This window comes from Paractinoplanes aksuensis (assembly GCF_024137025.1).
Classification (GTDB): domain Bacteria; phylum Actinomycetota; class Actinomycetes; order Mycobacteriales; family Micromonosporaceae; genus Actinoplanes; species Actinoplanes aksuensis.
The window spans coordinates 123,578-145,345 of the sequence record NZ_JAMYJR010000023.1 but is presented as its reverse complement, the minus strand read 5'-3'; the positions used below and the strand labels follow the sequence as shown (position 1 = coordinate 145,345).

The following is a 21,768-nucleotide window of genomic DNA, read 5'->3' as shown; positions in this document are numbered from 1 at the left end:
GGACTTGCGCATGCGAGGTCCTCCTACGGTTCTGCGAACCGCTTCTGGGAATGGGTGAGCCCGCGCGTGTCGAGGACGGCGGGCCGTCTCGTTCCGGAGCGTAACGTGGCATTTACTCGTAAATGCCGGTATAGCGAAGATGCCTGAATCGGCCCGGAGGGCCTGCTGAATCCGATAGTGGGGTTGACCGTCGCGCCGGATCGTTCTAGGTTGTTCTCAGTTCGAGTTAATCTCATAGAGAGGAAAACTGCGGTGAACGGTGAGGCGGAGTTCCTGGCGGGGTACGACGCGACCGCCTACCCGGCCGTGGCCGTCACGGTTGACGTGGTCGCGCTGACCATCCGCGACGGGCGCCTCTGCGTGCTGCTGGTCGAGCGGGCCGAGCACCCCTTCGCCGGGCATCGGGCGCTGCCGGGTGGGTTCGTTCGCGCGGACGAGGGGCCTGACGCCGCGGCGCGGCGGGAGCTGGCTGAGGAGACGGGGCTGACACCGGGTGAGGGGCAGCTCGAGCGGGTTCACCTCGAGCAGCTCAAGACCTACGGCGATCCCGGGCGTGACCCGCGCCTGCGGGTCTTCTCGGTGGCCTATCTGGCTTTCGCGCCCAGCCTGCCCGACCCCAGCGCCGGCGGCGACGCGGCCGGTGCTTACTGGATGCCGGTCGACGAGGCAGCTGCTCTGGCCTTCGACCACGACGTGATCCTGTCCGACGGGCTCGAGCGGGCGCGGGCCAAGCTCGAGTACACGCCGCTGGCCACCGCGTTCGCGGGGGACGAGTTCACCATCTCGGAGCTGCGGGCGATCTACGCGGCGGTGTGGGGCGAGGATCTGCACGCCGGCAACTTTCATCGCAAGGTGCTGTCCGTTCCCGGGTTCGTCGAGGGTACGGGGCAGACGTCGACGCGGGGCGGGGAGCGGGGCGGGCCCAAGCCGAAGCTTTACCGGGCCGGCGACGCGCGACTGCTGCACCCGGCGCTGCTGCGGCCGACCCGTGAGGACGGTGTGCGATGAGGTTCGCCGAGGCGGTGGCGCGGATCGAGCGGGCCGGAAGCTTTACCGACTTGGGCGACGGGGAGGCGGCCTACCGCGCGTACGCCAAGGCCGTACACCCGGACGCCGTGACCGACGCGCAGAGCGCGGCCGCCAATCGGGCTTTCGCGCAGCTGTCGAAGCTCTACGAGGAGCGGAGCCGGCGAGTCGCCGTGGGGGACATCGCCGACCTCGTCACCGGTGACAAAGGGCTGCTCAAGATTCCGCGCAGCCCGGCCGACAGCGACCTGATGGGGGCCGAGGCGGCCGCCCTGACGGCGTTGCGGGAGAAGGGCGATCCGAAGTATCGGCCTTACGCGCCGAAGCTGATCGACAGCTACGTGCACGAGGACGTGGAGCGTAAGCGGCGGCGGGTCAACGTACTCGAACGGCTTGTCGGTTTTGTGCCTCTCAGCCACCTCCGTAAAAAGATCGATCCGCGCGACGCGGCGTGGATGTGGCGGCGGTTGCTGGTCGGGCTCGGCTGGGCGCACCGCGCGGGTGTGGTGCACGGCGCCGTATTGGAAGAACACGTGTTGATTGAGCCCGAGCAGCACGGCCTCGCCCTCGTCGACTGGTGTTACTCGGGGCCGCACGTCAAGGCGATCGTCGCCGGGCACCGCGACCACTACCCGCCGGAAGTGCTGCTCGAGAAGCGCACGACCCCGGCCACCGACATCTACATGGCCACCAAGTTGATCATGCGGCTGATGCAAGAGCCACCAAGAGCTCTGAAGCAGTTCGCCGCCGGCTGCACCTACGACAAGCCGCGCATGCGGCCGCAGGACGCGTGGCGGCTGCTCGGTGAGCTCGACGAAGTCCTGGACAACCTGTACGGGCCGCGGACCTTCCGGCCCTTCACGATCTGAGGAGACAGACATGGGAAGCGGACGCTGGTCGACCGACGTGTACACCGCCGCCGACAACTACCGCCGGGCCACCGGCACGAGCGCCTTCGCCTACAGCGACAGCGGGGCGCGCCAGGCCCACGCGGCGCTCGACCCCAAGGGAGTCGGCAAGCGGGAGAGCCGCGACAGTGCCGAACACCCTTTCAGTACGCCGATCGCCGTGCTTTTCGACGTCACGGGCTCGATGGGTGGGGTGCCGCGGGTGCTGCAGACCAAGCTGCCGCAACTGCTGGGGCTGCTGACCCGCAAGTCGTACGCCACCGACCCGCACATCCTGTTCGGCGCGGTCGGTGACGCCACGTGCGACCGGGTGCCGCTGCAGATCGGGCAGTTCGAGTCGGACAACCGGATGGACGAGGACCTGGCCCGCATCGTGCTCGAGGGCGGGGGCGGCGGGCAGATGATGGAGTCGTACGAGCTGGCCATGTACTTCATGGCCCGGCACACCGCGCTCGACTCGTTCGAGAAGCGCGGCCGGCGCGGCTACCTGTTCCTGATCGGCGACGAGATGCCGTACGACAAGGTCAAGCCGCGCGAGGTTGCCAAGTTCCTCGGCTCTTCCAAAGCCGAGAAGATCAGCACCGAGGCCATCGTGGCCGAATTGACCCGTACGTTCGACGTGTACTACCTGCTGCCGACCGCGGCCGGTCACGGCGGCAACCGTGACGTGCTGAAGCGGTGGCGGGAGCTGCTCGGACAGAACGTGCTCGAGCTCGACGACCTGGACGCGGTGTGCGAGACGATCGCGCTCACGGTCGGTCTCGGCGAGGGCACGATCGACCTCGACGCGGGGCTCGACGACCTGGTCGAGGAGGGCTCCACGCACCGGACCACGGTCGGCAAGGCGCTGGCTCCGCTGCAGCGTGGGGGCGTCGTGCGGCGGGGCACGCTGCCGGTCGGCACCACCGGCTCGGGGAACGAGCGGCTGTGAGCGAGCACGTCGCGGTCGTCGACCTCGGTTACGGGGACGCCGGCAAGGGCACGGTCGTGGACGCTCTGTGCTCGGCCTCGACTGTGCGCGCGGTGCTGCGCTTCAACGGGGGTGCGCAGGCCGCACACAACGTGGTCACCGAGGACGGGCGGCAGCACACGTTCGCGCAGTTCGGGTCGGGCACGCTGCGGGGGGTGCCGACCCACCTGACCCGGTTCGTGGTGGTCGACCCGCTCGCGCTGGCGGCCGAGGCGGCGGCCCTGGGCAACCCGTTCGACCTGCTCACCGTGGACGGGGACGCGTTGCTGGCCACGCCCTGGCACCGGGCCGCCAACCAGCGGCGGGAGATCTCCCGCGGGGCCGGCCGTCACGGATCGTGCGGCATGGGCGTGGGCGAGACCATGGCGTACGCGCTGAGTCACGACAACGCCCCCCGCGTCGGTGACACCCTTTCCCGTACGGCGTTACGCGCCCGGCTGGCCGCGGTGGAATCGGATCTGGGGCCGGCCGGCGTGCCGCTCGACGACGTCGTGGACGCGTTCCTGGCCTTCGGCCGCACGGTGTCGATCGTCTCCGGGCACGAGCCGAAGCTGTTGCGCGAGGGGCCGTGCGTGTTCGAAGGGGCGCAGGGCGTGCTCCTCGACGAGTGGCGGGGCTGGCACCCGCACACGACCTGGTCGACGACGACCTTCGACAACGTGGCCGCGCTGACCGGCTCGTTCCGGCGGCTCGGGGTGGTGCGCACGTACACGACCCGGCACGGCGCGGGCCCGTTCGTGACCGAGGACCCGGCGCTCGACCTGCCCGAGGGGCACAACGCGACGGGGGAGTGGCAGGGCGCCTTCCGGGTCGGGCACTTCGACGCGGTCGCTCACCGCTACGCGGCCGAGGTGGCGGGCGGGGTCGACGAACTGGCGGTCACCCACCTCGACGTCCCGGACCGCTGCCCGGAGTTGCGGATCTGCGAGTCGTACACCGTCGACGGCGAACCGTGGACCCGGATCGAACCCGGGCCGGCGCGTGATCTCGACTACCAGGCCGAGCTCACCGCTCGCCTGAACCGGGCCGAACCGGACATCCTGCGGCGACCGGATGATTGGGCCGGAGCCATCGAGGATCTTCTGTCCGCCCCGGTCACGGTCGAGTCGTACGGGCCCTCGGCCGCCGACAAAAAGCTTGTGAATGGCAATTATTAGGTGCGCCTAACCTAATCAAATAAATTCGTGGTGTAGTTTCGGCATTTCCGGGAAATGGTTTATGGTCGAGCTGACGGGTTGACGAAAATGGAGGCGACGATCCCATGACTCAGATGCTGGAAATGCCCCGCGTTCAGTCGTGCACCGCGACCAGCTGCGGCTACAACAACGGTGGGTGCACCGCCTTCGCGGTCACCATCGGCAGCGCGATCTCGGCCGAGTGCGACACCTACGTGTCGGGCGACAAGGGTGGCACCGGCAAGGCGGCGGCGCAGGTCGGGGCATGTAAGCGCTCCGACTGCAAGCACAACGAGAACCTCGAGTGCAAGGCTTCGGCCATCGTCGTGGGCGAGTCGGGCGACAAGGCCGACTGCATGACCTACGAAAAGGCCTGATCGACTTTCAGTATTTGCGCCTGCCGTTGCGGTCAGCAACGGCAGGCGCATTTATTAGGTTAGGCTTTCTTATTACAGATACATGCCGGTGTTGGGCTCGGCCCGCGGCACGGTGACCGGTTCGCTGCCGGTCTTGAGCGCGTAAAGCTCGGCCAGCGTGGCCCCCCGAGCGCCGATGCCCTGGGCCCGGCCCAGCCAGGCGACGGCCTCGGCGTACGGCAGCCGGCCGACCTCGATGCTGGCCAGGCACCGCCCCGGCCGCACGACCGCGGGGTGCAGTGACGCCAGGTCCTCGTTGGTCGTGATCGCGATCAGCGCGTTGCGGCCCTGGCCGAGCAGGCCGTCGGTCAGGTTGAGCAGCCGCGACAGCGACTGGCCGGCACTCGCCTTGGCCTCACCGCTGATCAGCTCGTCGCAGTCCTCGAGCATCAGCAGGCGCCAGCGCGGCTCGTTCTCGTCGTCACTGCCGAGGGCCACACTCATCAGGTACGCCGGGTCGTTGAACAGACGCTCCGGGTCGAGCACACAGTCGACCTGGCACCACGAGCGCCACTGCTGGGCCAGCGCCCGCAGCGCGGTCGTCTTGCCGGTGCCCGGCTCGCCGTGCAACAGCAGCAGGCGCCCGCTGATCGACTCGGCGGTCAGGCCCATCAGGCGTTCGAGGGTGGACGCGACGACGCTGCTGTAGTTGGCCCGGATCGCCTCCCATGGCGCGGCGTCGATCTCGCGCGCGGCCCGGCGCGGGCCGTGCTGCCCGAAATGCCAGAACCCGATGGGCACGTTGTCCGGCGTGGGCCGGGGTTCCTCGACCGCGTCGCGGGTGGCCGCCTCGAGCACGGACTCGGCCAGCTCGGCGTTGACGGCGGTGACGGTGACCCGGGCCCGGCGGCTCTGCTTCCACCGGGTGACGTGCAGTGTCCAGCCTTCGCCGACCGCCAGGCGACCCTGCCCGTCCTCGTCGACGGCGTCGCGCACGATGCGGGCGTCGTCGGTCATCAGCGGAGCGTCGGAGCGGACGTTCTCGAGATACTTGCTGCGCCCGTACGGCTCACGGCCCGTGACAAAAGCGTCGAGGGCCAACAGATCCACCACATCGACCAGACGGTCGCCGTCGTCCACCGCGCCGGCCAGCGGCAGGGTGGCCGACACGGGCGCGGTGGTCGCCGCGTCCGCGTGCCGGCCGCCGAGCCGCTCGACCGCCTGGTGGGGAGTACGCATACAACGATGATCGGCCGTGGACGGCCGGATGGCACCCGCTTTTCCGCGACGATCTGCCGAACCGCCCCACAACCACCCGCCCCACGCGTGCTCCGCCGCCCGCGGCAACCGGCTCGGCTGCTACCTCCGGCCGCCGCTCTGTTCCGGCCCGCGGCGGCTTCGCTTCGGCGTGTGGTGGTGTTGCTTTCGGCCTGGGGCCGTGGTGGGCCGGCTCGTGGTGGCTTCGCTTCGGCCTGCGGTGGTGCTGCGCTCCCCGGCGCCCCGCCCTACTCGGGCAGGCGCGTGAGGATGAAGACGGGGATGAGACGCTCGGTCTTCTTCTGGTACGAGGCGTAGTTCGGGAACGCCGCCACCGCACGCTCCCACCAGACGGCCCGCTCGTCCCCCTCGACCTCGCGGGCGACGTAGTCGTGCTCCACGGTCTCGTCGCGCAGCTCGACGTGCGGGTTCTTGCGCAGGTTGTAGACCCAGACCGGATTCTTGGGCGCCCCACCGAGCGAGCCCACCACGGCGTACTCACCCTCGTGCTCGACCCGCATCAGCGGCGTCTTGCGCAGTTTCCCGCTCCTGGCCCCCACCGAGGTCAGCAGCACCACCGGATACCCCTGCAGGTCATTGCCCTCGGCCCCCGCGGTGCCCTCGATCTTTTCGGCCTGCTTGCGCGCCCAGTCCGACGTGCTCGGCGCGTACTCCCCAGTCAATGGCATGGCGTAACCGTATTCCTCCCGTAGCTCTGCGCAGCCCGTTGCTATGCAAAGACACACGACGACGTAACCACTGCCACAACCCCACGCAGACCAGTTCTCCCGCGCACGCGTCATCAAGGGCCAGCCGTCGTCGGGCCGGCGCCCGGCACAGACCGGCAACAGCGGCGTCAGCGCAAGACGAAACGGTTCGTTCCGCGGTCGGCCGGCGGCGGTGTCAGCGCGAGACGAAACGGTTCGTTCCGCGGGTCGGCAGACGGCGGCGTCTGCGCGAGACGAAACGGTTCGTCTCGTAGGCGGGCAGCAGCGGTGTCAGCGCGAGACGAAACGGTTCGTCTTGCGGGCCGGCCGACAGCTGCGCCTGGTCAGGCCGGTTACCGCGGGTTGGCGCAGGCGGAAGGCGGTGGGGTCAGCGCAGGCCGACGACGGCGGCGTCGGTGCCGCCGCGCCACAGGACGCCGGCCTCGGTGTAACCGGCCACCCGCAGGGCGTCGACGTGCCACAGGGCGGGCGGGTTCCACTCCTGGCCGTGGCGGGTCTTCGGGTAGATCTGTTCTCGCTCGACGGCCCGCGGCGCGAGGAACTCGTCGGCTGCCGCCTTCTCCCACCACTCGCCCCAGCCGGTGGCGGCGCCCGCCGCGTACCGTGCCTCGCGCTCGGCCCGCGCGTGGTCGCGCAGCCGCTCGGACAGGGACGGCAGCGAATCCTCCGGCATGTGGTCGGCGTTCACGAAGATGCCGCCCGGCCGCAGCACCTCGCGGATCTCGCCGTACAGCGTGGCCACCCGCTCGGCCGGCAGCCAGTGCAGGGCCGTCGCGGTGAGTACCGCGTCGAAGCCGTCGGACGACAGCTTGGCCCGCCAGCCCGGGTCGCCCAGGTCGGCGTCGACCACCTCGCCGCGGTCGCGCAGCGACGCCGTCGCGATGGCCATGAGCACCGGGTCCTGGTCGAGCACGGTGACCTGGGCCTGCGGGAACCGGGCCAGCGTCCGCAGCGAGATCGTGCCGGTGCCGCCGGCCAGGTCGAGCACCCGCGGCGCCGGCCCGTCGGTAGTCGCGGCCACCGCCGACAGCATCGCGGCGAACCGCTCCTCCCGGTCGGGCAGGAACGCCTGCTGCTGCCGGTCCCAGCTTTCCTGCCAGATCTGCGGGTTGCTCAGGTAAGCACTCATGCTGCCAACGCTAGTTACATCAGCGCCCACTCACAACAGCCTTCGCCGCACTGTTCCGGGTGCGGCGGCGAAGCTTGCGTTTATGACCGCTCGCGACCAGATCAGGTGCCTCGTGCTGGTGCAGCGGGCGAGCCCGAGGCCCGCGTCGGTCATGTGTCCGCTCAACAGCCGTCGCCGCCCTGTTCCGGGTGCGGCGGCGAAGTTCGCGTCAATGACCGCTCACGACCAGCTCAGGTGCCTCGTGCTGGTGCAGCGGGCGATGCCCGAAGCCCACGTCGCGTCATGGGGTCGCTTACAACCGCCTCCAGCGCGTCGTCTGGGTGCGGCCGGAAGCCCGGTTCGGGGATCGAGCTGAGGTCCGCGAACGACTCACCGCCGGCTTTCTCGTGTCAGAGTCGCTTCCCTTGGGCCTCGTTCTGGTGGGCCGCGACGAACGTCTGCAGGTCCCGGCGTTCGATTGCGGCCGCCATCAGGTCGGGGAAAGCGTCCGGCGTGCACGCGAAGGCCGGCACCCCCAATGCCGCCAGCGCCGCCGCGTTGTCGTGGTCGTAGGCCGGCGCCCCTTCGTCGGACAGCGCCAGCAGCACCACGACCTGCACCCCGGCCGCGGTCATCTCGGCCACCCGCCGGAGCATCTGTTCCCGGATGCCACCCTCGTACAGGTCGCTGATCAGCACGAAGATGCTGTCCCTCGGCCTGGTGATCAACTGCTGGCTGTACGCGATGGCCCGGTTGATGTCGGTGCCGCCACCCAGCTGCGTCCCGAACAAGACCTCGACCGGGTCGTCGAGCTGCTCGGTCAGGTCGACCACGGCCGTGTCGAAGACGACCAATGACGTGCGCAGGGATTTCATCGAAGCGAGAACGGCCGAGAACACGCCCGAGAACACCACCGACGCCGCCATCGACCCGGACTGGTCGACGCAGAGCACGACGTCGCGCTGGACGGCCGTGGTCCGCCGCCCGTAGCCGATCAGCCGCTCGGGGATCACCGTGCGGTGCTCGGCCTGGTAGTGCTTGAGGTTGGCCCGCACGGTGCGGTTCCAGTCGATGTCGGCGTGCTTGGGCCGGTTGATCCGCGCCGCCCGGTTGAGCGCCCCGCTGATCGCGGCCCGGGTCTTCTGCTCGATCCGCTTCTCCAACTGCTCGACCACGGTCCGCACGACCTGGCGGGCCGCGTCCTTGGTCTTCTCGGGCATGACCCGGTTGAGCGAGAGCAGCGTGCCGACCAGATGCACGTCGGGCTCGACGGCGCTGAGCATCTCGGGTTCGAGCAGCAGCCGGGACAGGTCGAGCCGCTCGATCGCGTCCTGCTGCATGACCTGCACGACCGTGCTCGGGAAGTACTCCCGGATGTCACCCAGCCACCGCGCCACCTTGGGCGCCGACCCGCCCAGCCCTGCCGACCGCCGGTTGCTGCGCTCCTCGCCCCCGTCCCCGGCCCCGCCCTCGTAGAGCGCGGCCAGCGCCGAATCCATCGCGCCGTCCCGCCCCTCGGCCTTGCCCAGCGACTTCTCGGCCGCCCCGCCGAGCACCATCCGCCAGCGCCGCAACCGCTCCTGCGCTGCCGCGTCAGTCACTTCGTCACTCATCGCGTCCCCCGCCCGTCAGGTCTTCGCAGCGCACGGCCCTTTGCCCGCCCCCAGCGCGTTCGTTCCGCACGAGCTGGTGGCCGTGCCGCACGGGCTGGTGGTCGCTCACAAAGCGTTGGCCGCTCACAAAGCGTTGGTCGCCCACCCGGCGTTGGTCGCTGACAAGGTGGTCGCCCACAAGGCGTTGGCCGCTCACAGGGCGTGCGCGGCGTGCGGCGTCGCTGCCGTTCATCGTGCCTCCCCGGTGGCGGTGATCGGGCGGCCCAGCAGGGCGGTCAGGGTGGGTAGCACCAGGTCGGCCCGGGCCGGGTCGAAGCCGAGGCCGTCGCCTGCCGTCTCGTCGCCCGCGGCTCGGGGGCCGGCCAGGCGTTCGCCGATGGCCCGGCGCTCGCCCGCTTCGAACGCGCCGAACGTGCGGCGCAGCAGCGGCAGCACGTCGTCGAAGGCTTCGGCCGGGATGTCGGCCAGCCAGTCGTCGAGCAGCGACAGCAGCGCGTCGTCGTGCACGAGCAGCAGGCCGCCGCCCGACAGGAAGCCCTCGACCCAGGCCGCGGCGTGGGCCGGCGGCGTGCCGACGGTCAGCGGCAGCCGCAGGCGGCGGCGCACCTCGGCGCCGTCGAGCCGGCCCGCGTCGAGCAGCAGGCGGGTCAGCCGCCCGGCCAGCAGGCCGTGCAGGTCGGCTCGCCCGGACAGTGAGGCCAGCGTGGACATCCAGCGTTCCCGCAGGTCGGCGTCGTCGAGCAGACCGACCGCGGTGTGCACCCCGTCGACCCGGTCGCGCAGCACCTTGGCCGCCTCGTCGGACAGCGAGCCGACCGCCGACGGCAGGCCGGCGCAGACCCGGCTCAGCAGGCTCGCCGTCACGTCGGCCAGCCCGGCCACGTCGGTCTGCCGGACGTCGCCGTACCGCAGCGTGCGGGCCAGGGCCGGGATCGCCGCCATCAGGTGGTTCACGTCGGCGTCGAGCGCGGCCCGGGTGTCGAGCGCGGCCAGCACCCGCGGGTACGCGTCGGCCAGGTCGGCCAGCAGGCACGTCTCGACCAGCGCGGTGACGTCGGCCAGCGTCTCGGCCTGGTCGGCCGCCCGCACCACCTTGGCCGTGGCGGCGGCGGCGACCGTGGTGCCGTACATGCTGCCCTCGACCAGCCGGATGGCGAACTCGGGCTGCCAGCGCAGCTTCCACTCCTCGCGGAAGGTGCCGGTGCTGCCCCGGGTCGTCGTGCCCTCACCCCAAGGGACGCCGATCGTGCGCAGCCGGTGCAGCAGGCGACTGCGCCGCAGGTCGGTCTCTTTGCGCAGGTCGAGGTCGAGGTTGCGCTCCAGCGCCTCGGGCTTGAGCCGGGTCGTACGCTGCTGGGCGGCCAGGTCTTTGGCCAGGGGCACGGCCGGCATGTCGTCCGGGACCCCGCCGAGGCGCTCGCCGACAACGAGCTTGCGGGTGATCAGCTCGACCCGCAGCGGTTCGCCGTCGCACATGACCGACTCGGCCGCCTCGGTGACCTCGGCCAGCCCGGCCAGGGGCCGCCCACGCAGGGTGGCCAGCGCCTCGGCCAGCCGGGTGGCCTCGATGACGTGGGCCGACGACGTGGGCACCCCCTCGGCCCGCAGCACGCCGGCCGCGTCGACCAGCCAGCGCGGCACGACCTCGTCGGCCGAGGTGAACAGGTGGTGGTACCAGCCCGGCGAGTTGACCCCGGCGCCGTAGCCGGACCAGGACGCCAGCCGCCCGTACGTCCAGGGCACCCAGGTGAAGTCGACCTTGGCCTTCTTCCGCCCCTTGAGCAGCGCGGTGTCGTCCTTGACGGCGACCTTGCGGGTCAGCGCGGGCACGTGCCAGGCCCCGCACACGACGGCGATGTCGTCATAGGTCTTGCGCACCTCGCGCAGCACCGTCCGCATGTACGCCTCGCGCACCAGATCGTCCGGGTCCTCCGGCGACGTGTCGCGGATGGCCGTCATCGCCTCGGCAATGGCCTCGAACGCCGGCATGCCGCGGTGCTCGACGACGTCCTCCCACCACCGCTCCGGATCGTCATACCCGGCCGCCGCCGCCAACTCCCCGATCGGATCCACCGGCCGCACCGGCGCCGCCGGCTCTTCCGCTCCACCGTCGCCCGGCACCACGCCGCCCGGAGCGCCGTCGAAGCCCGGGCGAGCGGCGTCCGGAGCGGGGGCGGAGCCATCCGGGTGAGCGGCGTGGGGAGGAGGGATCGAGCTGTCCGGGTGAGCGGCGTGGGGAGCAGGGGTCGAGCTGTCCGGGTGAGCGGCGCTGGGAGCGCGGCCGGGTCCGTCGGACGGGACGGGGTGGGGCGTGTCGGAACCACCTGGAGGTGTCGCGTCTGGGCCGGCGGACGGGATGCCGCTCCGCGAGTCGGGTCCGCCGGACGGCAGGGCTCTGGGAGCGGTGGACGGCACAGCACCCGGGATGTCGCCTTGGGTGTCAGGTCCGCCGGACGGCACTGTGCCCGGGGTGTCGCCGTGCGAGTCGAATCCCCCGGACGGCAAGGTGTCCGGAGCAGTGGACGGCACAGAGCCCGGAGCGCCGCCCTGCGAACGGGAGTCGCCCGGACCCGGCGCCGGGGCATCGGGGCCGCCGGGTGAGGCCGCGGCGGGCGCGCCCGGTAAAGACGGCGACGGGCGGGGTGCGGGGCGGGCCTCGCCGGTCAGGCGGTAGGCGAACGGCAGGTCGAAGAAGCGGACCGGCACCCCCCGCTCGACCGCCCAGCGGATCGCCTGCCACTCCGGCGAGAAGACGGCGAACGGCCAGAACGCCGCCCGCCGCGGATCGTCGGACGCGTAGCCCAGCAACGCCACCGGCGGCTCGAGCCCGGCGTCGGCCACCCACCGCACCAGCGAGTCAGCCTCGGGCGGCCCCTCGACCAGCAGCACCTCGGGCGGCTGGCGCTCCAACTCGGCCACCACCGCCCGGGCCGAGCCCGGCCCGTGGTGGCGGATGCCGTAGAGCCGCTCAGGCATCGCGGGCGGCCCGGTAGAAGTCGCGCCAGTCGGCGCGCTCGCGCACCACGGTCTCGAGGTATTCGCGCCACACCACACTGTCGGACACCGGGTCTTTGACGACCGCGCCCAGGATGCCCGCGGCCACGTCGCCCGGGTGCAGCCGGCCGTCGCCGAAGTGGGCCGCCAGCGCCATGCCGTTGGTGATGACCGAGATCGCCTCGGCCGTGGACAGGGTGCCGGTGGGCGACTTGAGCTTGGTGCGGCCGTCCTCGGTGAGGCCGCTGCGCAGCTCGCGGAAGACCGTGACCACGCGGCGGATCTCTTCGAGCGCGGCCGGCACCTCGGGCAGTTCGAGCGAGCGGCCGAGCTGGGCCACCCGGCGGGCCACGATCTCGACCTCGTCGTCGGCCGAGGCGGGCACGGGCAGCACCACGGTGTTGAACCGGCGGCGCAGGGCGCTCGACAGCTCGTTGACCCCGCGGTCGCGGTCGTTGGCGGTGGCGATCAGGTTGAAGCCGCGCTGCGCCTGCACCTCGGTGTTGAGCTCGGACACCGGCAGCGTCTTCTCGGACAGGATGGTGATCAGCGCGTCTTGCACGTCGGAGGGCACGCGGGTCAGCTCTTCGAGCCGGGCGATCGTGCCGGTCTGCATGGCCCGCATGATCGGGCTGGGCACCATCGCGGCGTCGGTCGGGCCCTCGGCCAGCAGACGGGCGTAGTTCCACCCGTACCGGATGGCCTCTTCGGCCGTGCCGGCGGTGCCCTGCACGAGCAGGGTGGAGTCGCCCGAGATGGCGGCCGCGAGGTGTTCGGAGACCCAGGTCTTGGCCGTGCCGGGCACGCCGAGCAGCAGCAGCGCGCGGTCGGTGACGAGGGTGGAGACCGCGACCTCCATGAGGCGGCGGGGGCCGACGTACTTCGGCGTGATCTTGGCGCCGTCGCCCAGCAGATAGGTCACCACGGCCTGGGGCGAGAGCCGCCAGCCGGGCGGGCGGGGACGGTCGTCGGCCGCGGCCAGCAGGGCCAGCTCTTCGGCGTACTGATCCTCGGCGTGCGGGCGCAGTGCGGTCACGTGAAGCTCCTTGGTCTTCGCCAGAGCCGAAGGCTATCGCCCACCTCTGACAGAAAAATCGGGGTCGGGTCAGGCGGGTTTGAGCTCGTCGAGCATCTGGGAGCGGAAGGTCAGGGTGCGGGCCAGGTCGGCCACCGGGCGCACCCGGGAGGCGTCGGCCGGTTCCTGGTCGAGCTGGCCGGCCAGGCGGCCGACGAGGTCGGCGTAGCCCGGGGGCATGGACAGGGCGGCCGCGCGGCACAGCTCGCCCAGTTGCCAGCTGTGGCGGTCGGTGCGGGCCCGGTGGGCGATCGTCTCGAGCACGGCGACCGACAGCTCTTCGGGCCAGTGGCCGGGGTGCAGCGACAGCAGCCGGGTGGCCAGCCCGTCGTCGCGGCGCAGGGCGTCGGCCGCGAGCCGGCCCAGCTCGTCGGGCGGCAGCACGAGATGCAGGTCCCACCGGACGGATTCGCGCAGCGAGCCGGACGACTCGCGGAGCAGCGCGGCGGCCCAGGCCGGATCCTCTTGCACCACCGCGGCCTTGGCCCAGCCGTGCAGCAGCGGACCCTCCCAGTCGTTGTTGCGGGCCAGCCGCAGCATCGTCGCGGGCTCGGACCAGGTGTCGAGCGGGGCCGCGGCGACGACCTCTTCGAGCAGCCAGGCGCTCACCCCGATGCCGCGGGCGGGTGTGGCGGCCACGCCGTCGCGGCGCAGGACGGCGTCGAGCTCTTGGGGTGGGGTGACGGTGAGCCGGTCGGCCCCCAGCAGCCGGCGCTCGCGCTGGACCAGGGACAGGGCGCGCTCTTTCATGCGGGCACGCAGCTGGGAGCCGGGCAGTTGGCGCAGCAGGCCGAGCGCGGCCTCGCGCACCTCTTTGCGGCGGTCGTCGAGGGCCTGCTCGAGAAACGGGTCGTCGGCCGGGCCGAGGCCGGTGGCCAGCGCGCCCAGGAACCGGGCGCGGTCGTCCGAGGACTCCTGGGCCCAGGTGCTCTCGAGCAGCTCACGGGCCCGGCCGGGGTCGGTCGCGCGCAGCGCGGTGAGGTGGCCCAGCCGCTCGCCCGAGCTGCCGGTGTGCCAGTCGGGCAGCACCACGGCCACCGGCGTCTCGTCGCGCAGCCAGCGCCAGTCGGCGCGCATGCCGGCCAGCCAGGAGCCGCGCCGGCCGGCCACCCGGGCCAGGGCCGGGCGGACGATCGAGTTGCGGCGGCCCGCGTCGAGCAGGGCGGGCAGCACGACCGCGGGCACGTGGCCGCCCCGCTCGGCCGCGGCGGCGAGCCACTGGGCCAGCAGCTCTTGGGCGAGCTGGGCGCCGCCGGGCACGGCCCCGGCCAGGATGCGCTGCACGCGATGGCCGGCCGGGCCGGGCAGGGGAGCGGTGGTCTCGTCGGGCGCGGCCGGCACGGCGATGTGCCCAAGGCCCGGCAGCACGCCCGCCCGGTGACGGGTGAGGGCCACAGCGGCCGCGTCGAGCAGCGACGACTCGCCCGCCCAGGGCCGCCGGTTGGTGCCGACCAGGGCGGCCGCCAGCAGCTCGGGCGGAAGCTCGGCCGAGCGGGGCGCGCCCGGGTCGGGCACCTGGGGGCCGGCGGTCACGAACGCGCCCTCGGCCCAGGCCGCGAGCGGGCGCAGGCCGACCGGCGACCACTCGGCGGCCACTGTCGCGGGGCGGCCGCCCGCCGCGGCCAGCAGCCACCACGGTTCGCGGTGGCCGGGGGCGAGCGGCAGGCCGGCGCCGGACTCGTCGACCAGCCAGCCGTCGGCGCTCGGCGCGACCCCGGACAGCAGCACCGGGGCGTCGTAGCGCCAGGGCTCGGCCGTGATCGTCGTGGAGTAGAAGGCCAGTGCCTCGGCCGGCGGGACGGCGCCGTCGGGGGATCGGAACGGCTCGGCCGCGCTGACCCGCTCGGCCACCAGCGCCCGCAGCGGGGCCGCGCCGGGATAGAAGGCCAGCTCACCCCGGAACTCGGTGCCGGGGACGAGGTCGGAGACCAGCGGCTGGCCGGGGGCGGCGAACGACAGTACGAGCGCGAACCGGCCCTGCTCGGCGCCGCGCAGCCAGGTGCGCCGGGTGGTCAGCGCGCCCTCGTCGGAGTCGACCTGGCCCAGCACCTGCCACCGGTCGGCGACGCGGGGACCGGCCAGCACCTCGTCGGTCGGCATGGGGAAGCCGATGCGGCTGCGGACGGTGGCGGCCAGTTCGGGCGGCAGCTCGGCCAGACGCTCGTACCCGGAGACGAGCAGGCGCAGCAGGGCGAGCTCGCCGAGCAGCCGGTCGGCCCAGTGCGGGCCGACGCCGGCGACCGAGCCGAGCCGTCGCACGGCCCCGGCCGCGGTGCCCGCCTGCGCGTCGACCAGGCGGGCGGCCATGGCCTCGAACGGCTGGTGGCCGCCGCGCTGCGCGCCGGCCAGGCCCTGGCGGATCTGGTCGTCGAGCCAGCGGCGCAGCTCGGCCAGGCCGCCGGCGACCCGCTCGGCGCGCTGCTCGACCCGCTTGGCCGCGGCCGCCGGATCGGGAGCCGTGGCGGCCGATTTGGGCTTGGCCGCAGCCCGGGCCGCCCGCGCGGCCTGCCACTCGCGGGCGAAATCGGCCGCGGGGGCGTCGGACACATCGGATTCGGACCAGAGCAGCAGCAGGCCCAGCGCGTGCTTGCAGGGAATCTTGCGGCTGGGGCAGTTGCACTTGAACGCGGGCCCGGCCAGGTCGACGCAGACCTGGTAGCTGCGGCACTGTCCCCACAGGATGTCGTCGAGCCGCCCGGTGGCTGACCACGACCCGGGGCCGGACAGGCCGCGGGCGGCCTTGACCGACGGGGCATCGGGGGCGAGCGTCTCGACCTGGGCGGCCGGCCATCGTTCAACGGTCACGGGAAAACCCTAGGCGGCGGGTACGACAATTCTGCCGGGCCCCGGCGGCCCGATGACATGATCGAGGCGAGCTCACCGAGGGGGAACTATGAAGGTCGTGGTTTTCGGGGCGACCGGCATGGTCGGCCAGGGCGCGCTGCGCGAAAGTCTGCTGGCGCCCGACGTCGACGAGGTGCTGGCGGTCATCCGTACGCCAACCGGGGTTTCTCATCCCAAGCTGCGCGAGGTGAAGCTGAACGACTTCACCGACCTGAGCCCGATCAAGGACGACCTGCGCGGCTCCGACGCCTGTCTCTACTGCCTGGGCGTCTCGTCGGTCGGCATGGACGAGACCGCCTACACCCGGGTCAGCTACGACTACCCGATGGCCGCCGCCCGCACGTTCGCCGAGATCAACCCCCAAACCACATTTGTGTACGTCTCGGGCGCAGGCACCAACCTGCAGGGCCGGCAGATGTGGCAGCGGGTGAAGGGGCGCGCCGAGCAGGACATCATCGCCCTGCTGCCCAACGGCTACGCCTTCCGCCCCGGCATGATCCAGCCCACGCGCGGCGTCCGTTCCAAGACCGGCTGGTACAACACGATCTACACCGCCGTCGGCCCGATCGTCCCGCTGCTCGAGCGCATCGCCCCCAAATACGTCACCACCACCGACAAGCTGGCCCAGGCCATGCTGCGCGCGGCCCGGGTCGGCTTCCCGAACCACATCGTCGAGAACATCGACTTCCGTTAAGCAACAGCGCCGTGTCCCGCGGGCACCCGTTCCGCCGGTTTCGGCGGCGGTGGGGGAGTGCCGTCGCCGAACGGGCGGCCGCCCAGCTTCTCGCGGTCGTGCGGCGTCAGCCAGCCCTGGAGGTCGGGCCCCTTGGGCACGATGCCGGTCGGATTGATGTCTTTGTGAACGATGTAGTAGTGCTGCTTGATGTGGACGAAGTCGGTGGTGTCGCCGAAGCCCGGCGTCTGGAACAGGTCGCGGGCATAGGCCCACAGCACCGGCATCTCGGTCAGCTTGCTGCGGTTGCACTTGAAGTGCCCGTGGTACGCCGCGTCGAAGCGGGCCAGCGTCGTGAACAGCCGCACGTCGGCCTCGGTGATCGTGTCGCCGACCAGGTAGCGCTGACCGGCCAGCCGCTCCGAGAGCTGGTCGAGCTGGGCGAAGAGCCGATCGTAGGCCTTGTCGTACGCCTCCTGGGTGCCCGCGAAGCCCGCCCGGTAGACGCCGTTGTTGACCTCCGTGAACACCGCTTTGTTGATCTTGTCGATCTCGTCGCGCAGCTCTTCCGGGTAGAGCTGGGGCGCCCCCTCGCGGTGGTAGCGCGTCCACTCCAGTGACAGGTCGATCGTCATCTGCGCGAAGTCGTTGGTGACCACCTGCCCGGTCGTCTCGTCGACCATCGCCGGCACGGTGATGCCCTTGTCGTAGTCCGGGATGCGCTTGAAGTACGCCTCCTGCAGCCGCTCGATGCCGAGCACGGGGTCGCGCCCGCCCGGGTCGAGGTCGAAGGTCCAGCTGCGCTCGTCGTGGGTCGGCCCGCAGATGCCCATCGAGAGCACGTCCTCGAGGCCGAGCAGGCGCCGCACGATGATGGCGCGGTTGGCCCACGGGCAGGCGCGGGCGACCACCAATCGATAACGCCCGGGTTCGACCGGGTAGCCGTCGCGGCCGTCCTCGGTGATCCGGGTCGCGATGTACCGCTGATCCCGGGTGAATTCGCCCTGCGGGTTCACGTACGCCATGTCCCTATCCTGCTTCGTGCGGTGACCGAGCGCCCACCGAAAGTCGATGTCCCGGGTCATCCGGGACATTCGCCCACTGACCGCGGGACGCCTCACCTGCGACGATGACGCCCGTGACCCCCGTTCAACGCCGCTCCGCCGCCGCGGTCGCCCTGGTCGGCGTGGCCGTGGCCGTCCTGGTGGCCGCGACCGTCCTCGACCTGCGGGTGCCGGGCCGGCACCGCGAGCTGACCGGCACCGAGATGGTCTGGACGGTCGGCCTGCCCGGGCTCGGCCTGCTCGTCCCGGGCGCGATCATGCTGCGCCGCCTGCCCCGGCACCCGGTGACCTGGGTGCTCATCGGCTCCGGGCTGCACTGGATCGTCGACGGCGCGGCCGCGTCGTGGCTCGCCTACTCGACCCTCAACGATCGGCCCGGCGCGTCGGCCGCGTTCTGGATCTACAACCGGCTCGGCGCCGCGCTGCTCATCTGGCTGCCGCTGTTGCTGCTGCTCTATCCCGGTGGGCGCCTGCCGCAGGGGCGGTGGAAGCTCATTGCGTACGTGGGACTGGCTCTTGCTTCTCTGGCCCCGCTCGCCACCCTGGTCGTGCCCGCCTGGGTCGCGGACGAACGGGCGGGCCAGCCCTCGAATCCCGTGCTCGCCGGCCTGAACCTCGACCCCGCCTCGCTGCCGTTGCCCGACGGCGTGTGGGTCCCGCTGCTCTCGACTCTGTGGGTGCTGCTGCCGCTCGGCATGATCGTGTCGTTCGTGGTGGTGGTGCGGCGGTTCCGCGGCGCGACCGGCGACGACCGGCTCGCGCTGCGCTGGCTGCTCTGGGCCGGGCTGGCCGACGTCCTGGTCTTCCTGTCGGCGCTGGTCCTGCCCGGGTTCACCAGCATCGCCATCGGCCCCGCGGTCGGGCTCACCGGCGCCGCGATCGCCGTCGCCCTGATCCGTCCGCGCCTGCTCGACGTGGACCGGCTGCTCGGCGGCACTGTTCTCTACGGCGCGATGGCCGTCACCGTCCTGGCCGTCGACGCCTGCGTGCTCGGCGCGACCGGCGCCCTGCTCGGCCGTCAGCTGCCGGAACGGGACGCCGCCGTGGTCGCCATGCTCGTCGTCACCGCCGGTTACGGGCCGCTGCGGCACCGGCTGTGGCGGGCGGTGCGCCGGCTCGTGCTGGGCCGCCGCGACGACCCGTACCAGGTGGTGGCCGGCCTGGCCGAACAGCTGGAACGGTCGGCTTCGCCGTCCGACGAACTTCTCGCGGTGGCCCGGGTGGTGGCGGGGGCGTTCAGAATTCCGTACGTCGTGGTCGAAGTTGATCGCCCCGGCGGTGAGCAGGTGGTGGCCAGTTTCGGTGCGCCCGGCGGCCCGACCCGCGCGCTGCCGATCACGTACCGGGGTGAGACCATCGGCCGGGTCGTGCTGCCGAAGCGGGCCGTCCTGGCCAACCGGGCCCGCGACGAGCGCCTGCTGGCCGACGTCGTGCGGCAGGCCGCGATCGCCGCCCGCTCGGCCCACCTGGCCCAGGAGCTGCAGCGCAGCCGCGAGCTGATCGTCGCCGCCCGCGAGGAGGAACGCCGTCGCCTGCGCCGCGACCTGCACGACGGCCTGGGCCCGACGCTGGGCGGGGTCGGGCTGCGCATCGACACCGCCCGCAACCTGGCCGCACGCAAACCCGACGAGGCCGACAAGCTGCTGCGTCAGGCCCGCGAGGACGTCACGTCAGCCGTGGCCGACGTACGCCGTCTCGTGCACGACCTGAGGCCGCCCGCACTGGACGACGTGGGACTGCTCGGTGCCGTACGCCAGCAAGCAGCCCGGCTGCGGGCACCCGGCCTCACCGTCACGGTCGAGGGTGATGACGAACTGGACCGGTTGCCCGCCGCGGTCGAGGTCGCCGCCTACCGGATCGCCTCCGAGGCGCTGACCAACGTGGCCCGGCACGCGAGCGCGACCACGGCCACGGTGCGGTTGACGACCGAGGACGGCGCCCTGCTCGTCGAGGTGACCGACGACGGCGTGGGCATCGCGGCCGGCACCCCCAGCGGGGTCGGGCTCGTCTCGCTGCGTGAGCGCGCCGCCGAACTGGGCGGGGACTGCCGCATAGAGTGCCCGGACGGCCGCGGAACGGTCGTGCGGGCCCGACTGCCGATGGGGGTGCTGGTGTGATCCGGGTACTCGTCGCCGACGACCATCCCATCTACCGCGACGGGCTGGCCGTGCTGCTGGCCACGGTCGACGGGCTCGAGGTGGTCGGCACCGCGGCCGACGGCGTCGAGGCGGTGGCCGCCGCGACCCGGCTGCAGCCCGACGTGGTGGTCATGGACGTGCAGATGCCCCGGCTCAACGGCGTCGAGGCCACCCGCAAACTGGCTACCGACGCGCCCGGGGTCGGCATCGTTGTGCTCACCATGTCCGAGGACGACGGCACAGTCTTCGCCGCGGTCCGGGCCGGCGCCCGCGGCTACCTGGTCAAGGGGGCCGAGCAGGAGGAGATCGTCCGCGCGATCACCACCGTGGCCGCCGGCGGAGCCGTCTTCGGGGCCACCCTGGCCCTGCGCATAGCCGAGTTCTTCGCGGCCGGGCCGGCCGCCCCGACCGAGGCGTTTCCGCAGCTCACGGCGCGCGAGCGGGAGATCCTCGACCTGCTCGCGGCCGGCCGGTCCAACGGCCAGATCGCGTCCGCGCTCTATCTGTCGCCCAAGACCGTGCGCAACAACGTGTCCAATGTCTTCGCCAAGCTGCAGGTGGCCGACCGGTCCGAGGCGATCGTGCGGGCGCGGGAAGCCGGACTCGGGCACTGACCACGGTCAGGTCTGACAGAGTGACCTGATGGTAGTCAGTTTCTTCCGGCAGTGGACGGTGTTCGTTCCGATCGTCGCCCTCGTCGCCCTCGTGCTGACCTGGGGACGTGACCTGCCGTCGGTCGTGGTCGTGATCGCGGCCTGCCTGCTCGGCGGGGCCGTGCTGGCCGCCGTCCACCATGCCGAGGTGGTCGCCCACCGGGTCGGCGAGCCGTTCGGCTCCCTGGTGCTGGCCGTGGCGGTCACCATCATCGAGGTCGCCCTGATCGTCACCCTGATGATCAGCGGCGGCGAGAAGACCCAGTCCCTGGCCCGCGACACCGTCTTCGCCGCCGTGATGATCACCTGCAACGGCCTGCTCGGCATCTCGCTGCTGGTCGGAGCCCTGCGCCGGCACGTGGCGGTCTTCAACGCCGAGGGCACCGGCGGCGCCTTCGCCACGGTCGCCACCATCGCCACGCTCAGCCTGGTCGTGCCCAGCTTCACGACCAGCCGCCCCGGCCCGCAGTTCTCGCCGGCCCAACTGGCCTTCGCGGCGGTGTCGTCGCTCGCTTTGTACGGGCTGTTCGTGACTGTGCAGACCCGGCGCCACCGCGACTACTTCCTGCCCATCACCTCGAGCGGCAAGGTCATCGACCAGGAGGAACACCTCGACCCGCCGAGCGGACGGCTCGCGCTGGCCAGCCTGGGGGTGCTGATGGCCGCGCTGATCGCGGTGGTCGGCCTGGCCAAGGGCGTGTCCCCGTCGATCGAGTCCGGCGTCGAATCGATCGGCCTCCCACCCGGCGTCGTCGGCGTGGTGATCGCCCTGCTGGTGCTGCTGCCGGAGACGATCGCGGCGGTGCGCGCGGCGGCCCGCGACCGCGTGCAGACGAGCCTCAACCTGGCCGTGGGGTCGGCGATGGCGAGCATCGGCCTGACCATCCCGGCCATCGCGATCGCGATGATCTGGCTGGAGGGGCCGCTGCTGCTGGGCCTGGGTGGCACCCAGATGGTGCTGCTGGGCCTGACCGTCGTGGTCGGCACCCTGACCATCGTCCCCGGCCGAGCCAACGTCCTGCAGGGCGGCGTCCACCTGGCCCTGATGGCCGCCTTCCTCTTCCTGGCGGCCAGCCCATGACGCCGGGTCTTTCTGTGCAGCACGGCTGACCAGCCCGGTCGACGAACCGCTTGCCTGTCAGCCGTACGCCAATTATCTAACTTGCTATTTGGCCAAACCGTAAGA

17 protein-coding genes are annotated in these 21,768 nt (G+C 72.0%); 9 read left to right on the top strand and 8 right to left on the bottom strand.

Annotated features, from left to right (window positions below; all coding sequences use genetic code 11):
• Positions 1-252: 252 nt before the first annotated feature.
• From M1L60_RS21510 to M1L60_RS21490, 5 genes are all read left to right on the top strand, one after another.
• Positions 253-1,008 (top strand): NUDIX hydrolase, encoded by a 756-nt coding sequence (locus M1L60_RS21510; protein WP_253239253.1) that lies wholly within the window; start codon positions 253-255, stop codon positions 1,006-1,008.
• A complete protein-coding gene (locus M1L60_RS21505; protein WP_253239252.1) occupies positions 1,005-1,895 on the top strand; it encodes a molecular chaperone DnaJ in 891 nt (296 codons plus the stop codon). The genes M1L60_RS21510 and M1L60_RS21505 overlap by 4 nt, the downstream gene beginning before the upstream one ends.
• Positions 1,896-1,905: 10 nt before the next feature.
• On the top strand, positions 1,906-2,865 hold the full coding sequence (locus tag M1L60_RS21500; RefSeq protein WP_253239251.1) for a hypothetical protein: 960 nt from the start codon (positions 1,906-1,908) through the stop codon (positions 2,863-2,865).
• A complete protein-coding gene (locus M1L60_RS21495; protein WP_253239250.1) occupies positions 2,862-4,061 on the top strand; it encodes an adenylosuccinate synthetase in 1,200 nt (399 codons plus the stop codon). Before M1L60_RS21500 ends, M1L60_RS21495 begins: the two co-directional genes overlap by 4 nt.
• Positions 4,062-4,165: 104 nt before the next feature.
• Positions 4,166-4,456: a DUF1540 domain-containing protein gene (locus tag M1L60_RS21490; protein WP_253239249.1), complete on the top strand. Its 291-nt coding sequence runs from the start codon at positions 4,166-4,168 to the stop codon at positions 4,454-4,456.
• 72 nt (positions 4,457-4,528) lie between these two features.
• On the opposite strand, the gene M1L60_RS21485 is transcribed toward M1L60_RS21490, so the two are convergent.
• The 7 genes from M1L60_RS21485 to M1L60_RS21455 form a co-directional block, all read right to left on the bottom strand.
• Positions 4,529-5,674, bottom strand: a complete 1,146-nt coding sequence (locus M1L60_RS21485; RefSeq protein WP_253239248.1) for a DUF5925 domain-containing protein — start codon at positions 5,672-5,674, stop codon at positions 4,529-4,531.
• A gap of 266 nt (positions 5,675-5,940) precedes the next feature.
• Positions 5,941-6,381: a nitroreductase family deazaflavin-dependent oxidoreductase gene (locus M1L60_RS21480; RefSeq protein WP_253239247.1), complete on the bottom strand. Its 441-nt coding sequence runs from the start codon at positions 6,379-6,381 to the stop codon at positions 5,941-5,943.
• A gap of 406 nt (positions 6,382-6,787) precedes the next feature.
• Positions 6,788-7,549 carry a class I SAM-dependent methyltransferase gene (locus tag M1L60_RS21475; RefSeq protein WP_253239246.1) on the bottom strand — a complete coding sequence of 254 codons (762 nt, stop codon included), beginning with the start codon at positions 7,547-7,549 and terminating at the stop codon, positions 6,788-6,790.
• Positions 7,550-7,938: 389 nt separating this feature from the next.
• The gene (locus M1L60_RS21470) at positions 7,939-9,141 is read right to left on the bottom strand and encodes a VWA domain-containing protein (protein ID WP_253239245.1); all 1,203 of its coding nucleotides are present in this window, start codon (positions 9,139-9,141) and stop codon (positions 7,939-7,941) included.
• A gap of 228 nt (positions 9,142-9,369) precedes the next feature.
• Positions 9,370-12,117: a DUF5682 family protein gene (locus tag M1L60_RS21465; protein WP_253239244.1), complete on the bottom strand. Its 2,748-nt coding sequence runs from the start codon at positions 12,115-12,117 to the stop codon at positions 9,370-9,372.
• Positions 12,110-13,171, bottom strand: coding sequence for an ATP-binding protein (locus M1L60_RS21460; RefSeq protein WP_253239243.1), 1,062 nt, complete (start codon positions 13,169-13,171; stop codon positions 12,110-12,112). Before M1L60_RS21460 ends, M1L60_RS21465 begins: the two co-directional genes overlap by 8 nt.
• Positions 13,172-13,240: 69 nt before the next feature.
• Complete coding sequence (locus M1L60_RS21455; RefSeq protein ID WP_253239242.1) at positions 13,241-16,015, bottom strand: SWIM zinc finger family protein; 2,775 nt, start codon at positions 16,013-16,015, stop codon at positions 13,241-13,243.
• Between the two features lie 88 nt (positions 16,016-16,103).
• Here M1L60_RS21455 and M1L60_RS21450 point away from each other — a divergent pair, with 88 nt between their 5' ends.
• Complete coding sequence (locus tag M1L60_RS21450) at positions 16,104-16,748, top strand: Rossmann-fold NAD(P)-binding domain-containing protein (protein ID WP_253239241.1); 645 nt, start codon at positions 16,104-16,106, stop codon at positions 16,746-16,748.
• Here the strand turns inward: M1L60_RS21450 and M1L60_RS21445 are convergent.
• Positions 16,745-17,752, bottom strand: coding sequence for a glutathione S-transferase family protein (locus tag M1L60_RS21445; protein WP_253239240.1), 1,008 nt, complete (start codon positions 17,750-17,752; stop codon positions 16,745-16,747). The two genes, M1L60_RS21450 and M1L60_RS21445, sit on opposite strands and share 4 nt — an antisense overlap.
• A 113-nt stretch (positions 17,753-17,865) precedes the next feature.
• On the opposite strand from M1L60_RS21445, the gene M1L60_RS47905 reads away from it, so the two are divergent.
• Genes M1L60_RS47905 through M1L60_RS21430 form a run of 3 tightly spaced genes read left to right on the top strand, consistent with a single transcriptional unit; the run spans position 17,866 to position 21,663 of the window.
• Entirely contained in the window at positions 17,866-19,908 is a 2,043-nt protein-coding gene (locus M1L60_RS47905) for a sensor histidine kinase (protein WP_253239239.1), read from the top strand.
• On the top strand, positions 19,905-20,543 hold the full coding sequence (locus M1L60_RS21435; protein ID WP_253239238.1) for a response regulator: 639 nt from the start codon (positions 19,905-19,907) through the stop codon (positions 20,541-20,543). The genes M1L60_RS47905 and M1L60_RS21435 overlap by 4 nt, the downstream gene beginning before the upstream one ends.
• A gap of 28 nt (positions 20,544-20,571) precedes the next feature.
• Entirely contained in the window at positions 20,572-21,663 is a 1,092-nt protein-coding gene (locus M1L60_RS21430; RefSeq protein ID WP_253239237.1) for a calcium:cation antiporter, read from the top strand.
• Positions 21,664-21,768: the final 105 nt, after the last annotated feature.

Bases quoted from the DNA above. Each gene is read 5' to 3' on its own strand.
- M1L60_RS21445 (WP_253239240.1), bottom strand. From the start codon at position 17,752: ATGGCGTACGTGAACCCGCAGGGCGAATTCACCCGGGATCAGCGGTAC.
- M1L60_RS21500 (WP_253239251.1), top strand. From the start codon at position 1,906: ATGGGAAGCGGACGCTGGTCGACCGACGTGTACACCGCCGCCGACAAC.
- M1L60_RS21490 (WP_253239249.1), top strand. From the start codon at position 4,166: ATGACTCAGATGCTGGAAATGCCCCGCGTTCAGTCGTGCACCGCGACC.
- M1L60_RS21470 (WP_253239245.1), bottom strand. From the start codon at position 9,141: ATGAGTGACGAAGTGACTGACGCGGCAGCGCAGGAGCGGTTGCGGCGC.
- M1L60_RS21475 (WP_253239246.1), bottom strand. From the start codon at position 7,549: ATGAGTGCTTACCTGAGCAACCCGCAGATCTGGCAGGAAAGCTGGGAC.
- M1L60_RS21480 (WP_253239247.1), bottom strand. From the start codon at position 6,381: ATGCCATTGACTGGGGAGTACGCGCCGAGCACGTCGGACTGGGCGCGC.
- M1L60_RS21430 (WP_253239237.1), top strand. From the start codon at position 20,572: ATGGTAGTCAGTTTCTTCCGGCAGTGGACGGTGTTCGTTCCGATCGTC.
- M1L60_RS21465 (WP_253239244.1), bottom strand. From the start codon at position 12,117: ATGCCTGAGCGGCTCTACGGCATCCGCCACCACGGGCCGGGCTCGGCC.
- M1L60_RS21450 (WP_253239241.1), top strand. From the start codon at position 16,104: ATGAAGGTCGTGGTTTTCGGGGCGACCGGCATGGTCGGCCAGGGCGCG.
- M1L60_RS21505 (WP_253239252.1), top strand. From the start codon at position 1,005: ATGAGGTTCGCCGAGGCGGTGGCGCGGATCGAGCGGGCCGGAAGCTTT.
- M1L60_RS21485 (WP_253239248.1), bottom strand. From the start codon at position 5,674: ATGCGTACTCCCCACCAGGCGGTCGAGCGGCTCGGCGGCCGGCACGCG.